This is a genomic window from Shewanella aestuarii (assembly GCF_011765625.1).
GTDB classification, from domain to species: Bacteria; Pseudomonadota; Gammaproteobacteria; order Enterobacterales; family Shewanellaceae; genus Shewanella; species Shewanella aestuarii_A.
Window position 1 is genome coordinate 2,739,921 of the sequence record NZ_CP050313.1, and the last position, 16,684, is coordinate 2,756,604.

6 protein-coding genes are annotated in these 16,684 nt (G+C 37.1%); 2 read left to right on the forward strand and 4 right to left on the reverse strand.

The genetic code is table 11. From position 1 onward, the window contains the following. Window positions 1-54 precede the first annotated feature (54 nt). A complete protein-coding gene (locus HBH39_RS12040; RefSeq protein ID WP_167678592.1) occupies window positions 55-9,003 on the reverse strand; it encodes a putative Ig domain-containing protein in 8,949 nt (2,982 codons plus the stop codon). Between the two features lie 258 nt (window positions 9,004-9,261). On the opposite strand from HBH39_RS12040, the gene HBH39_RS12045 reads away from it, so the two are divergent. Together HBH39_RS12045 and HBH39_RS12050 are read left to right on the forward strand one after the other, a co-directional pair. Beyond that, complete coding sequence (locus tag HBH39_RS12045) at window positions 9,262-9,759, forward strand: hypothetical protein (protein ID WP_167678594.1); 498 nt, start codon at window positions 9,262-9,264, stop codon at window positions 9,757-9,759. 29 nt (window positions 9,760-9,788) lie between these two features. Further along, complete coding sequence (locus HBH39_RS12050; RefSeq protein ID WP_167678596.1) at window positions 9,789-11,138, forward strand: tail fiber domain-containing protein; 1,350 nt, start codon at window positions 9,789-9,791, stop codon at window positions 11,136-11,138. 49 nt (window positions 11,139-11,187) lie between these two features. Here HBH39_RS12050 and HBH39_RS12055 read toward each other — a convergent pair whose 3' ends face one another. The 3 genes from HBH39_RS12055 to HBH39_RS12065 form a co-directional block, all read right to left on the reverse strand. Next, on the reverse strand, window positions 11,188-13,548 hold the full coding sequence (locus tag HBH39_RS12055) for a capsular polysaccharide synthesis protein (protein WP_167678598.1): 2,361 nt from the start codon (window positions 13,546-13,548) through the stop codon (window positions 11,188-11,190). Window positions 13,549-13,560: 12 nt separating this feature from the next. Then, window positions 13,561-14,529 carry a sulfotransferase family 2 domain-containing protein gene (locus HBH39_RS12060; RefSeq protein WP_167678600.1) on the reverse strand — a complete coding sequence of 323 codons (969 nt, stop codon included), beginning with the start codon at window positions 14,527-14,529 and terminating at the stop codon, window positions 13,561-13,563. Between the two features lie 273 nt (window positions 14,530-14,802). Next, window positions 14,803-16,677 carry a hypothetical protein gene (locus HBH39_RS12065; protein WP_167678602.1) on the reverse strand — a complete coding sequence of 625 codons (1,875 nt, stop codon included), beginning with the start codon at window positions 16,675-16,677 and terminating at the stop codon, window positions 14,803-14,805. Between the last annotated feature and the right edge of the window lie 7 nt (window positions 16,678-16,684).

Genomic DNA, 16,684 nt, shown 5'->3' on the forward strand with positions numbered 1-16,684 from the left:
AAAAAGATGCTAGTTTTTTAATCTAGCATCTTTTTATATCATTCACTAACAATCTTAATAAGGTTTTCGCAAACTTTTTAGTCTAATGAATGTACAGAGTATTAACAGTAAAACAATCGATAACGGAAGACTACCACCGCTACTTTTCTTTTTCGGTTTTTCTGGCTCAATGACGGTAAAGCTTACATCGCTTTGATTATTCGTCATATCAACATCGAACTCATAACTTGTCAAAGAGCCGGATAATACGGTAACGCCAGCATTCTCAGGTATAAAAGAAAACACCAGTTCGATTGTTTCTTCCGCAGCTAAAGACTCAAAATTACAGGTAATACTTTGATCAGAAACGATACAATTATTAGGAGTATCTGTTATTGACAATTTGGAATCAAAACTGACAGAAAACACAACTTCAGTTGTAGTAGATCGGCTGCGGTTCACAATAGACCAAGTCATTGAAGCAGGTTGATTATATTGAACGGAACTTGGCACGTTACCCTTCAATGATAAATCCACATCTTGAGGCCCGATGGCCCCACCTGCACTTACAAACCAAACTGAAATACCGTCTTGACTATCAAAAGTGACAATATCTAATAAGCCATCATTATTAACATCAAAAACCATTACCGATTCTAATATATTCGCACGAATCGCAGACTGATTTGGGCGGACATCATCAACGCTGTAATAATGCCATATACTTACACCTTGAGGCATCACTAATAACAACTCAACAATTCCGTCAGACTCTAAATCAGTAATAATAACGTCTTCAACTTGAGGGAATACAATACTGGTTTTAATAAAATTAGTATTGAATGCATTAAGCACTAAATGCCAACCGTCATCTTGGCGTATAAACGCATCCATATAACCATCATTGTTAACATCACCAGTGATGACCTGTTGTGTCCTCTTTGATAGAGCTGGAACGCTAGTTACTAACCAAACTTCATTATCAAGGGTAAACAGCACTGGAGCTTGATTATCCAAACCAACCAGCAATGAAGTCATACCATCAACAGTAATCGATGAGAGAGATGTTACTCCAGCATCCTCACCAGCAGGGGCATTCATCACAGCAGTCACATGACTAGCTCCTTTATTATCGACTAATGGAAGCAACGCTGAAGGGATTGATAATAGTGAGACACTAGTTTGTTCAGAGCCAATACCTGTATAAATAGCGATTTTAGGCTGATAAATACCTGCTAAAGCCACCTCTGGATTGCCATCTGAATCTAAGTCAGCGATTAGAATGAGATCAGCTTGCACATCATCTAATGACTCAGTGCTAACAGGAGAATAATCACCATCAAGTATATATGCACGATTTCCACTGGAGCTGCCACCAGTAGTAACAAGATCCACAAATCCATCTTGATTTAAATCTGTTGCCGTCAGTGCCGTCACCATTTGTTCAAGTTCAATTTTACCAGCAGGTTGTAATTGACCGAATCCATTGTTAAGCATCACTTGAATCGACATTTCATTAGGCAAATAAACAAGTAAATCAATAAGCATGTCATTATTCATATCGACCGCATATCCCAATTCGGCAGGAACACTGGTTAATACTTCACCAGGTAACACCGACAAGGTGCTAGCTAATAAGATACTGGCACTTTCATTGATCACTTCATCATTAATATTCTCAGCTCTGGCAATAATATGAGCAGAGCTGAAGCCTGTATCGACATTAGCAACGGTAAACTCAAAAATACGAGTGAACTTACCTTCAATAGTGAGATCTTCAGTGAAAGCACAATCAATTGTGGTTTCACTGCTTGTTGCACACTCAGTTGGTAAAGTTGTTAAGACAAGAGCGTCGTCAAAGGTGATGTTGTATTTCACAGCTTTTGCAGCTGTGTAACCATTATTTAAAACATCAACAACTAAATTTACAGTCTGTTCAGCTATTGCAGGAGCTGGAGAAAAGTAAATACTCACATCCAACTCTGTTTCAGTAGGTTGCTGCACATCAATATTAAAGCTTTGTAACACGGGAGTATCTACGATACCGTCAGTGACACTTAACTCAACAAGCACATTGATACCGCTTGCCTCTAATGGAGGGATACCCACTAACTGGTTAGCACTATTAAGTGACAGCCAATCTGGCGCTGTAACGATCGATATCATCAGCTCAGAGTCAATATCGACATCAGAAGCAACAACATTGTATTGATAAGGTACAAAGACATTTGCTTCTAAAACCGGGAGGGATTCAAAGACAGGCGCATCATTGACATTAATAACTTCAATATCAAATGCAGGTAAATCTACCTGAATAGTACCATCAGAAACCGATATCATCACGCCTTTGGAAATACCTACATCATCATTACTAGGAGTACCACTTAACGTACCATTGGTGGTATTAAATAATGCCCAAGTTGGTTTGTTCGCTACGATAAATGTCAAGACATCTTCTTCGTCAGCATCCAATACTGTTGGAGTAAAGCTATATGTCTCATCCTGATTCACTGTAGTTGCAGGAGTACCTGTAATGTCAGGAGCATCATTTACATTGCTGACTGTGATAGTAAAGCTTTGCTCTGCGCTCAAGCCTGCTTTATCGGTCACTTTTAGCGTCACCGGATGACTGCCCACATCCGCACTGGTTGGTGTACCACTTAATACACCACTGCCTACATCAAAGCTTAACCAACTTGGTTTGGTAACCGCACTCAAGGTTAAAATATCATCGGCGTCCACATCCGTTGCCACTAGGGTATAGCTGTAGAGTACATCCTGTGTCGCAGCCGTGATGGCAGTTGAACTAATTACTGGCGCATCATTGGAGTTAGACACCGTGATAGTAAAGCTTTGCTCTGCGTTCAATCCTGCTTTATCGGTCACTTTTAGCGTCACCGCATGACTGCCCACATCCGCATTGGTTGGTGTACCACTTAATACACCACTGCCTACATCAAAGCTTAACCAACTTGGTTTGGTAACCGCACTCAAGGTTAAGACATCATCTGCATCCGCATCCGTTGCCACTAGGGTGTAGCTGTAGAGCACATCCTGTATCGCAGCCGTGATGGCAGTTGAACTAATTACTGGCGCATCATTGGTATTGGTGACCGTAATATCAAAGGCCGATAAACTCACGGTTTCCGTGCCATCGTTAACTGAAATCACAATCCCTGAGGTTGTTCCCACATCAGCATTGGTTGGTGTGCCGCTTAATTGACCATTGCTGCTATTAAAGGTCGCCCACGTCGGTTTATTGCTAATACTGAAGGTTAAGGTATCACCAGTATCATCATCACTGACGCTTGGGGTGAAACTGTAGACGGCATCTTCATTCACGCTGGTCGCCGGAGAACCTGATATCACTGGCGCATCATTGGTATTGGTGACCGTAATATCAAAGGCCGATAAACTCACGGTTTCCGTGCCATCGTTAACTGAAATCACAATTCCTGAGGTTGTTCCCACATCAGCATTGGTTGGTGTGCCGCTTAATTGACCATTGCTGCTATTAAAGCTCGCCCACGTCGGTTTATTGCTAATACTGAAGGTTAAGGTATCACCAGTATCATCATCACTGACGCTTGGGGTGAAACTGTAGACGGCATCTTCATTCACGCTGGTCGCCGGAGAACCTGATATCACTGGCGCATCATTGGTATTGGTGACCGTAATATCAAAGGCCGATAAACTCACGGTTTCCGTGCCATCGTTAACTGAAATCACAATTCCTGAGGTTGTTCCCACATCAGCATTGGTTGGTGTGCCGCTTAATTGACCATTGCTGCTATTAAAGCTCGCCCACGTCGGTTTATTGCTAATACTGAAGGTTAAGGTATCACCAGTATCATCATCACTGACGCTTGGGGTGAAACTGTAGACGGCATCTTCATTCACGCTGGTCGCCGGAGAACCTGATATCACTGGCGCATCATTGGTATTGGTGACCGTAATATCAAAGGCCGATAAACTCACGGTTTCCGTGCCATCGTTAACTGAAATCACAATTCCTGAGGTTGTTCCCACATCAGCATTGGTTGGTGTGCCGCTTAATTGACCATTGCTGCTATTAAAGCTCGCCCACGTCGGTTTATTACTAATACTGAAGGTTAAGGTATCACCAGTATCATCATCACTGACGCTTGGGGTGAAACTGTAGACGGCATCTTCATTCACGCTGGTCGCCGGAGAACCTGATATCACTGGCGCATCATTGGTATTGGTGACCGTAATATCAAAGGCCGATAAACTCACGGTTTCCGTGCCATCGTTAACTGAAATCACAATTCCTGAGGTTGTTCCCACATCAGCATTGGTTGGTGTGCCGCTTAATTGACCATTGCTGCTATTAAAGCTCGCCCACGTCGGTTTATTGCTAATACTGAAGGTTAAGGTATCACCAGTATCATCATCACTGACGCTTGGGGTGAAACTGTAGACGGCATCTTCATTCACGCTGGTCGCCGGAGAACCTGATATCACTGGCGCATCATTGGTATTGGTGACCGTAATATCAAAGGCCGATAAACTCACGGTTTCCGTGCCATCGTTAACTGAAATCACAATTCCTGAGGTTGTTCCCACATCAGCATTGGTTGGTGTGCCGCTTAATTGACCATTGCTGCTATTAAAGCTCGCCCACGTCGGTTTATTGCTAATACTGAAGGTTAAGGTATCACCAGTATCATCATCACTGACGCTTGGGGTGAAACTGTAGACGGCATCTTCATTCACGCTGGTCGCCGGAGAACCTGATATCACTGGCGCATCATTGGTATTGGTGACCGTAATATCAAAGGCCGATAAACTCACGGTTTCCGTGCCATCGTTAACTGAAATCACAATCCCTGAGGTTGTTCCCACATCAGCATTGGTTGGTGTGCCGCTTAATTGACCATTGCTGCTATTAAAGCTCGCCCACGTCGGTTTATTGCTAATACTGAAGGTTAAGGTATCACCAGTATCATCATCACTGACGCTTGGGGTGAAACTGTAGACTGCATCTTCATTCACGCTGGTCGCCGGAGAACCTGATATCACTGGCGCATCATTGGTATTGGTGACCGTAATATCAAAGGCCGATAAACTCACGGTTTCCGTGCCATCGTTAACTGAAATCACAATCCCTGAGGTTGTTCCCACATCAGCATTGGTTGGTGTGCCGCTTAATTGACCATTGCTGCTATTAAAGGTCGCCCACGTCGGTTTATTACTAATACTGAAGGTTAAGCTATCACCGCTATCCGCATCAAAATAAGATGGTGAGAAATTATAAGGAGAATCTTCGTTAACAGTGGTTGCTGGCGTTCCTGAAATAGTAGGTAAATCATTAATGTCATAAATAACAGAATAACTATTAGAAACAACATTGCCATTGCCTACAGGATCGTTTGCAACATCAGCATTGATAACTAAACCTACATTACCTTGACTAATAGGATTAACAATAACAGTATATTTAGTGTCATTTACTTTATTAAAACTAGAAAGTGTTGCATTAGTAGCTTGAATATCACTCTCAACAAAATTTTCGATTAATTCTGAAAAGTCAATCGTAGCAGTAAATCCAATGTCTACGCTTCCTGTGGGGCCACTAATAATTGCTGTTGGTTTAATTTCATCATAAGTTATGTTCAAAACATTAGAAGCTGTATTGCCATTGTCTACATGATCCAATGCGACATCAGCTGGAATCTCCAAACTTAATGAGGTTTCATCTGTAGCACTTACCAAAACACTATAACTGCTAGCATTAACCATTTGAAAATCTGACAGTGTTGCATTTGTCACATCAATATCAGTAATATCAAATCCACTTACACTCTCTGTAAATGTGATATTAACTCTAAAATCATCTAGTTGATTTGTCGCTGCGGTTAAAGTCGGAATCGGTTTTACGGTATCAACAATAAACGAACTACTAGGGCCGGCAGCAGGGGCATTGTTAGTCGCATAACGCGCAGTTCCCTCTGCAACCGAAATAGCGAGCGTTCCATTACCACTAAGATTGTTTAATTTAACAACTGGCGTACTCGTATGACCACCAATAACGCTGATATCAGCAGAAGCACCTGTCCCGCTGTCATTGAGTATAATATCTGAAACTAATAAGTTTACTTCGTTAACATCACTGTATGCTATTGTGAAAGTAACTTCATTTTTCGTTAAACCCGTCCCTGCTTTGACTATTGACGGTTCACCAATGACTAAACTCGGGATGGGGGTTTGAGGTGTGGCTGTGTAATCAAAAACGATATCAGCAGCAGCTAAATTAGTTATTGTATTGTCAGCTGCATCTATTGCGACACCATTAGCTAAACCCAATGTTACAGTTCCCGGAGCCGTAGGAATAATCTCAAGAGTAAAATCAGTACCTGCACCCGTAAATGCACCTTTTGTGGCATTTGTGACACTTATATCATCAGCATTAAAATCAACCACTGGCGATGAAAAATAAATAGCCATATTAATTAAAGTTTCAGAAGTAGGACTAGAAACATCCACTTGAGTACTAACTGTTAATTGATCAATTGAAATGGTATCGCTGGCTGGTGCAATTACTTGAAAATTACCATTAACAGTTGCGGCCAAATTAGAGGATAAGCTGGTATAACTTCCAACAGAAGAACTACCCGGTATCTTAACAGTAACAGTGAAAGAGCACTCTCCACCATCAGCAATCGTAACATTAGATACAGTTAGAGAAGTTGTACCTATAGCCAGGCTTCCAACACCACAAAAATCAGCTAATCCGGCACTTATAACTTGAGCACCAGTGATAAAGTCACTTGAAAAATTATCACTGAATGCTGCAGCTGTTGCTTCACCAGCCCCCGCTTGATTAGTAATTAAGTATGTAAGTTCAACAGTCTTATCAGTACCACTAAGTCTGATCGAGTCAGTATTGAAACGTTTACTAAAACGAAGGCCACTAATATCAATTGAAGCGGTATTAGCAATATTTGAAACGGTATCGGAATTTACAATTGCAGAAATGGCTGAACTGCTGAAAACAATATTACTTCCAACAGTATTATCAGGTAATTTAACAGGCACATCAAAACTACATGACTCTCCTGCAGTTAAGCTCCCTCCAGTAAAGACTAACTCAGAAGTACCGCTAACTAATGAACCTGTACCACAAATATCATTCAGCTCAGCTCCCGTTGCAACAAGCCCTGATAATCCAGCATTTAGGTCGAGTGTAAAAGCAATATCTGTAGCAGAAGTACTTGAATTAATGTGGTGCGAAAGCTCAAAAGTAATATGGGTATCTTGCCCAGGCAAAAGCACCTGCTCATCAAAATAAAAGTTCAAAGTAGGCGCAGCATCTACATCAAAGTAGGCTATGGCGGAAGTAGACACGCCAATAACATTCACCCCATTTATCACACTACTAATTGAGCCTGAACTAAACGAGTAACGATTTGGCACCACACTATTATTTAACGTTAACCCCACATCAAAACTACAGCTAGCACCTGCAGCCAATGTAATACTTGAAAAATTAACTGACCAAAGCTCATTAGCAACTGACGATGTTGCTGAACCTGTACCATTACAATAATTAGCAGCAGGCAAAGTAGAAATAGTAGCAAGCGTTTGTGAACCTATTAACGTATCGAAACCAACTGATGTTGCTTCATTAATAGTATCAATATTAGTTAATGTATATCGTAATGTAAGAGCTTCAGAGGCAGACAATCCACTTTCAACAACTTCCATAGTTAACGTTGCGGCATTAGTGATGCGTAAACTGTTAGAAAAATCACCATAGTTTGCATTTAATGAAGATGAAGTATTAGAGATAGTATTTACATAACTTCCATTACTCGCATTAGTGGGTACTGATACTGGAATTGTAAAAGTACACTTTTCACCAGCTGCTATGAAACCATTATTTAATGTGACAACATCGGTTCCTGTTAACGAGGAGCCTATACCACAAATGTCACTTATGGGTAAGCCGTCGGCAACCATACCAGACAGCGTAGCACCTAAATCATTGGTAAAACTAACATCAACAGCATCATTTCCTCTGTCAAAATTAGTTAAAGTCACCTGTAAATTAGTTGATTGACCAGGTTGGACAATTTTAGGTTCAAACACAGCATCGGCAAAACCAATTCCTGTTAAGGTGATCGATTCACCCGCCTTGCCTATTGATTTAAGTGTTGCTGATGATTTGTAAGTGAAATCAGTACTAATAATGTCGTATGCACCAGGGATATTTGAGGCATCAACACCAACAGTAATGGTACAAATATCATTTAAATCAGTCAAAAACTCAGCAGCGAGAATGTTAAAATCCAAAGAGGTTAAATTTAAAATAGTGTCACTTTGCTTATTAACAGTTAAATAAGTACCACACCCAGATTGACTAATATCTGAAGTAAAAACCAAACCTGTCGGTAAGTGAACTTGCCCATTTAATGCATAGGCAAAAGCTGACGAATTATTTTGCAACACAATCGTAAGTGTTGTTGAGTCATTAACCTTTAGAAGTGTATCAGCTAAATTAAGGCTCAAGGACACTGTCTCTGCGGAGACATTAAACGTTAATGAGCTATTATTGCCATTGCCCAAAGACGATACTAAATTATCGGTGGTGATCTCTAGCAATGGATTAGTCGCAGAAGACACTGTCACATCAAAAACTATTTGGCAATCGGTACCAAAATCTAAATCATCAACATTGAAAGTAATTGAAGATGCGCCAGCAGAAATATTAGAGCTACCACCTGCACAAGTCGAAGAAAAATTAATTTGTTCTGCAACAACAACATCTGAAGGGAGATGGCTCTGGAAACCGATGTTTATTGCATTGGTATCTGCTGAGTTATTGGCCAGAGTATAAGTAATTGAAGTAGAGTTACCAACAGAAACTGAAGTACTACTGGCTGCTCCACTAATGGATAAATCCGTCCCCGCAGACCACACAGCAAAGCTCGGCATAAACCAAGTTGTTAAGAAAAATAAAGATAAAAATATATAAGATTTTTTATTGTATGTGGTTAGCATAAAAGCACCATTGAATCCCTTTAATAATCGAACACCGCCCAAATACAACCGAAGCGCCAACATAATGATAACACTTGTCACCAAAAGTGTTATCTTAAAAATAAATTAATAGCCCTCAAATGCTTCCCTACTCCGAAAACAATAAAGAAAAAACAAAACAAAAATTATTTATAACAACAACTTAAAATAGTGCACTTGTTTTAAAACTAAGATTCAAAAGACATCTGACCTTTAAACAAGGTACTTTAGATAGTTGCTATGTGTAAACAAAAGGTTAAAATAAATACAGATAACTATTTTAAAGAAGAATTTCCTATGAGAAGTTTCCCAAAACTTTTTTTTGTGACATCAATATGTGCATTAAGCGCATTGCTACCCCTAACTGCATATTGCGCCAGTGGTATCGTATCCAGCTCGACCGTCTTGGATATTGAGACTGGTAGTAAATTTGATCAAGCAGAGATGCTCATCTCAGGTCCCGGTGACTTCAACCAAACAATAACCTTGTACGGGGATAACACTCAAATCGATATTGATGATTTAGGTGAGTTACCAGATGGGAATTACACCTACCAAATACAATACATTCAACATGGCAAAACTGAATACATAAATGATAACAAGACAGGACGAGAGGGAGTTCCGAGAAACACTGGCAAGATAAAAACTATCTCGGGCTTTTTTAATGTTTATGAAAGTGAATTTGTTACAAGTGATTCAATCGAAACTGAATCTGAATTCAAAGACGAGCAGTAAGTCGTACGTACTGAACATAGGAAAAAATTATGAAACTTTACTCAAAATACTTACTGGCGATACTACCATTAGCAGTAACAACGAGCTTATACGCAGATCAAGTGATATTGGATGACTTAATTATAGATGGCAGCAGTTGTATCGGGCAAGATTGTGTCAATGGTGAATCATTTGGTTTTGACACGTTAAGACTTAAAGAAAACAACTTGCGAATTAAATTTGATGATACGAGTAACTCTGGCAGTTTTCCTAGTAATGATTGGCAAATAACAGCCAATGACAGCAGTAACGGTGGTCTGAATAAATTTTCAATTGATGACATTAGCGGCGGAAGAACCCCCTTTACCTTGGAAGCTGGAGCTCCTAATCATTCACTATATGTTGATGATGGAGGAAGAGTTGGTGTAGGAACATCTTCCCCTTTGGTTGAGCTGCACGTAGTTAATGGCGATAGCCCAACATTGCGTTTAGAACAAAACGGCAGTTCAGGCTTTACTGCTCAAACATGGGATGTTGCAGGCAATGAAGCAGGCTTTTTCATAAGGGATGCAACTAATGGTTCGACATTACCTTTTAGAATACTTCCTGGAGCATCGTCAGAATCACTAGTTATAGATGGAGATGATCAAGTTGGTATTGGTGCAGGAACAAACCCACTTGTTAACCTTGAAGTGCGTGATAGTTCTGGGCCTGAATTTAGATTGTCGAAAGATACTACAACTTTTACAGAATTTGCTACTAATACAGAGGGGAAATTAACAATTACAAGTTCCTCCTCTGCAACCAGTGTAACTACTCCAGTGGTAAATATTGTTGATAGTAATTCTGCTGGTTCTCCTGAGTTAATGCTGAATTTGGCAAACGATGGCCCTTCGTATCTTGGCCTAGATAATATTAATGATAATTCTAGATGGCTTATGCATAATAATACATTAGGAAATTTTAGAATTTCGAAACAGAATTATAATGATACGAATAATCTTACATATAACTCTCCATTTGAGTTAACAGCCTCTGGAGACTTAACAATAAAAGGAAAGATAAAAGCAACTAGCTCTGACTTCACCTCCTCACAGACCCTTAAAGAAAACTTTTCGTTGATATCAGCAACAGAAATTTTAACAAAAGTGGCAAACTTAGCTATTACCAAATGGAACTATATACAAGACTCGGATACAGTTTTGCATATTGGTCCAATGGCGGAAGATTTTCATGAAGCTTTTGGGTTAAATGGTGATGAAAAAGGAACAATTTCTATTTCTGATATAAGTGGGGTTGCATTAGCATCCATTAAAGCCCTAAAACTTGCATCGGATGAAAAAGATAAGAAAATATCCGAATTAGAAAAGCGTATTGCAGCACTTGAATCCCAAAAATAAATATGTTCAAGATTAAGCCAGTTAAATTATAACTGGCTCAATACATCAATTATCTTGCAAAAGTCAAATATGCCATCATTTGGCCTCTAGGATGGTTCCATCCTCCAATGTAATGAAATTGACACCTTTCCTTTATTGCTAAACTGTTTAATTCGCTTTGTGAATATGAAAAATTGTGGTGGGCGTGAGAAAATTCTGCCTTATTAAGAGCTGAGTCTCCTTCAAAAAAGGTAAAATAAAAACGACTGGTAACTTTAGATTTCATTCTAATTTTTTTGAAACACAACTGAATATCTTCAATCGTCAGATGAGTAAAAAGAGATTGTGCCATTGCAATATCAAATGCATTCAAAATGTCAAAATCAAATTTAATATTAAAACTAAAGTTCGGCTTCTTTAAATCCATCATTTTAAGGCCCAACTCTCGCTCCAACCCCAATTGAACTAATTCTGGTTCTGCTTCAATCCCATAATAATTACTAGTATCTAAAAAAGGTATTATATATTGTCCAAGTCTTAGTGAACCACATGCTATATCGAGGAATACGTCAGATGGCTTTAAACCCTCAGATATTAGGAAATAATATTGAAGCTTACCAATACTATACCAAAGTTCACTCGTTGGCGCACCGACATATCCTCTATGACCTTTAGCTTGAATACGTGATCGAGAGTCATCAGAATTGAAAAAAAATGAATCTGTATCATCATTTTCTATGGCCGTTGATATATAACTTTTTACAAGAGATTGGTGTGATTGGAGTTGTTCTTGATATTCTGATACTTTATTTGAGATAAATTTTCCATTAGGGCGAAATTTTTGTGTAAATGACATTAATTGATAAGCAATATTTAAATCATAGTTTTCTAATTGAAGGGCCGTATCACGTAAAAAATTTATATCATCACTTGGTAAGCATTTATCACCGACATTCTTAATCTCATCTTGAAAAGAATTTTGCAAAAAAAGAAAGCGATCGTAGTATTTACTTAAATCATACTGCAAGGTTTGTTTTGATATATAACAGCCTTTAAAGAATGATATTTCCCGATTTGGCCCAGCATAATTAGTAATATTAACATTCGAATTATTGTAACGTCCATCAAGGTTTAGAAAGGCATCATTAAATAAATATGACAGCCAGAAAATGGGAATTTCGTTTTCAATCTCTTTGTGAGTCAAATAATTTATACCTGTTTTATGCTTACTGATAACATAATCATCAGTCTGACAGGCTAAAGGCACTTTAAAGTCAATTTTTAATGACTGCATCCGTTCTTTAGTGAAAAAATCATCTGCAGCTTGCAAAACAAATTCAATATACTTGCAACCTTTACTAGCGGATAAAAACCAAGTAATTACAGTTTTATCAATTACACTTGATGGTTGCTCAAAATAAAAAAGTGAACTTTTTTGAGAGTCTGGTAACCATGTTATCAATGGCTGAATACACAAAGTACTAGCATCAGCCCAAACTCCACCGAAATGGTAAAGTAAAAACAAGCGAATAATTTCTGTCTTAATAGACCAATTGCATTCAACAGATACAACATCAAAATAGCACATTTTGAAACCAGTAATTAGTTCAAGATTACTTAAATCCAGTAACTGAACATTGTAATCAGGGTTTTTCTCTACCCAACTTTTATAACATTCTTTTATTAATTGTGGGGCTTCAGAAATATTAGTATGCCAGAAAAACCAAATCACATTTTCTTTTGGTGCTTTATAACTTAAAGATTCCTTAGGCATTTCAAATATAGAAAAAAGACGCTCATTACTATCAACGACTAAGTTAAGGCCAAATCGTTTCAGATCAGTACATGAATAATCAAACCTTTCAAAATCTAATTGATAAATTCGCTTTATTAGACGCAGTGCATATTTAGACAAAGAGTACCCATCTTGCCCGGAAGATACATTAGCATGACATAGATTGACAGGAGTATTCAAAAAATCGCTTAAATAATTCTCAATTTTTGAAATATCATCCTCAAGCTTGAATATCTTAGTATTATCTAATAAAAAATCACATTGAGGCCTTAAATGATTGTCGAGATAAAAAGGATTTACAAGAAAGGTCTTCAAAGAATGAATAATAAATTGATCAAAACTTATAATATTTGTGGGTAGAATATTTTTATTAATGCGCCAGCGATATTCACTCACTAATCTAGAAAGTGGATGTCTAACAACAGCAAAGTTTCTTATTTGCTTAAAATTGATAATAGAAGATAAGTAAGGGCGATGAAAGTGCTGAGGAGTACATGGTAAACCTCCTGCATTAGGTGAATAAAGGAACTCAAACTGGCAATTTTCTCTTAAAACAGTCTCAATCGATGTTCCAGCATTTTTGGGGATATGAATGAATAAAACTTCTTCCCCCTCCTTGTTAACATAGATAGGCATCTAATATACTCTCTAGTTGTGACTCAAAAGCTTTAGTGGTTCCAAATTTATCTTTTGCCCTGTAGATACAACAATTATATCAAATATATCCTCTGACGATGAATTTTCTAGAGGGTAAGTAAAACCAATGTAACGTGACCGAGGAAAGACGGCTTTAGGAAAACTCGAAAAATAACTATTAGCATTTAGTTTCGCAATAGATTTACCATTCCTGATTAAATCAAGTACGACATATTCGTCAGAACGATTGAAATATGCACATCCAGTTATGGAGTGATTATTTACTACAGCATAAGCATAAACCCATTCCTTACCATTTTTAAAATACTCTTTCCTTTGTAGAAACAAAGACAAGGCTTGTTGATAATACTCAATATCTCGATTTAATAGTTGTGTATACTTAACTATATCCTCGGAAGAAATATTACTTTCAGTCAATTTTTTTGAAACATTTACGTTTTCACGGTCTACGCTTAATTTAAGATTATTGCACTTATTTATCAAATCAATCGAATCGGCATAATATTCGGTAATACCAACACAACCGATTAAAGGCAATGGCAAATAGTTTAAGTATATTGTTTGTATATTTACGTCATTTCGACTTAAAATAAAAGAATCTAAGTCCCCCTCATACCCCTTATGATTAACAAAGTGGTTATAGTGGGAAAGTAAATGTGATACGGGATTCCTTAGAAAGGTAAATATATTCCTAACCGATACAAAGTCAATGTATTTTACCAATGGCACATGTCCACAAAGCCATTGCTGCCTAGAATTTAAGAAATTACATTTATATTGGTAAAAATCATTATGTTCATATATTAATCGCTTAATCTCAAAATTAGTACTTTTAGAGTTGATACCGTAATCTGAGTATACGCCATGCATTGATATGGCACTTCTAAAGCTAGTCCCAGCTGTTTTGGGAATATGTATAAACAATGACTTTTGTGCTAACTTATATTTTTTAAAAAACATTAACAAACCTGAATAAAATTAAATTACCATTCCAATTTAAAATTAAATATAGTTACCAATATCTAACCCTAATAAAATAAACAAATCTAAACCATTCTGAATATTGCTTGTTTGGGTGCGAAAACCAAATAACAAACCTCATTTTACACAAATTAAAAATTTTCTATGTAAACGGGATTAATCTACAACTCATCAGTCAAAACTTTTAGGCGATTTTAACAATAAAACCTTGTATATGTACATTCTAACTTTACAACTTAAAAATATTAATATTTAACCTAAAACTTTTAAACCTCTTTGTGAATCAATATATAATTTCTCACATTGAACCAACTCACTAGCATGCCTTATTTTTACTAAATCAGTTTCTAATTTAGATAAACTTGGCTTTGAAAACTCTTTACAAGGCTTTTCGCTTGTCAAAATATCGTTTACCTTATTACCAACAACCGCACCATACACTTCATTTATAATCCTAAGGCTATTTAATGCTTTTAACGATAGTGAAGAGTTGACAGTCTGATTTTGCGAAACTTGATCAACAAGTACTTGTGAAGGAATATTAAGTACCTTAGCAACTGAAACAAGTAAATTTACTTTCATTTCCGCTTCGTATGAAAATATATAATTACTTTCTACGGCAGAAGCCATATAAATTAAATTCCGCCAAACAGGTAAGTCCTCTTGACTTGCAAAAACCTCTAAAGTTCGAAATTCACCATGCTTTCGTACAACTTGCGCCCAGTGAGAAGGATAATATGTTTTAGGTCTTCTAAAGTAACCAAAAACAACTAATTGAAAATTTAATTTCACACTAATTTGCTGAAACATATTCCAAACAGAATGATGTAAAACACCAAGCGATTCATCAGAAATTAAAACCGTATCACACTTTAATTCAAGTAAGTTGTTAAAAATAGATTCAACTTCAAAATTCAATTCAGAATATGGCTTTGTTGCCTGTCGAAAAACTCTCATTAGTAATTGACCATTTATATCGACATTTGATTTTGAAACATATCTGTTATTTTCGATTCCTGGGAAAACAATACCATATCTTGTAAGAAGACTAGATTTACCATTCAAATTGTGTTGTATAAAACTACTTCCAGTTTTTGGTGAACCACAATGTATTACAATTTTTCTCTTATTATTCACTTTATTTATTTCCATTAAGTGTGCAAGACTAAACCCACACTCTTCATTGACTAAAGCATTAAGTTCATCATAATCTGCGAGTTTATTCATAGAAATGATATCATCAACCGTAAACTTAAGGCAACACGAATCATTATAACTTAATTGAACACTTTTAAGTTGAGGCAGGCGTTGAGACATCCAACATATATCTTCTTGAATAGCTTCGATACCAACATTTACAATATTTTTACTTAATTTAAATTTATTACCCTTTAAATTAGATAATATTCTTTCTAATTTTAGAGTATAGGCATTGTTAATTTTTATATCTTTCCTAGCAGCCTGATAAGAATGGAGAAATTTAACAGCAACACTACTCAAAGATTTATTAACAGATTTTGACTCTGTATATGGTAAATTATATCGATTGCAAAAATCCTCCACAACACTCTTACCATCGGCAATTAAACTCGTATAATCAACATACACGACATTACCAAAGATCTCTTCAAATTTTTCAAATCTGCTACGATACTTGGGAAATAATGATAAAGTACTAGGTGAAATATAATCTGTTTTCAACTTCTGTTGAAAAGCTGATTCAGCAAAAGAAATTGGTTCTCTAACATATGCTATGACTTCAACATGTTTTACATACTTATTGATTAGTTCTTTTACTTTAATTAAATCATTACTTTCTAAACCGGATAAATCTTCCGCAGAAAAAATAATCACAGAATATTCACGACTAAGCTCTGATTCGATTCGCTCTAAATTTATAGCCCTATAATTCTTAAAATCTACGTCACTGTGGCCACGCTTAGTATAGTACGGATGAGTATGAATATCAGATTTAAATGCATAACTGAAAGCCCCAGAATGATTACTTGTCCCGAGGTCAGCGTAAACAATACCTTCGCCTAAATCATTACGTCCTTCAAAGAGGCATTTTTGGATTGAAGATGACCCAGTCTTGTGCATCCCGATATGCAATATACACTTTTTCATTTTACTT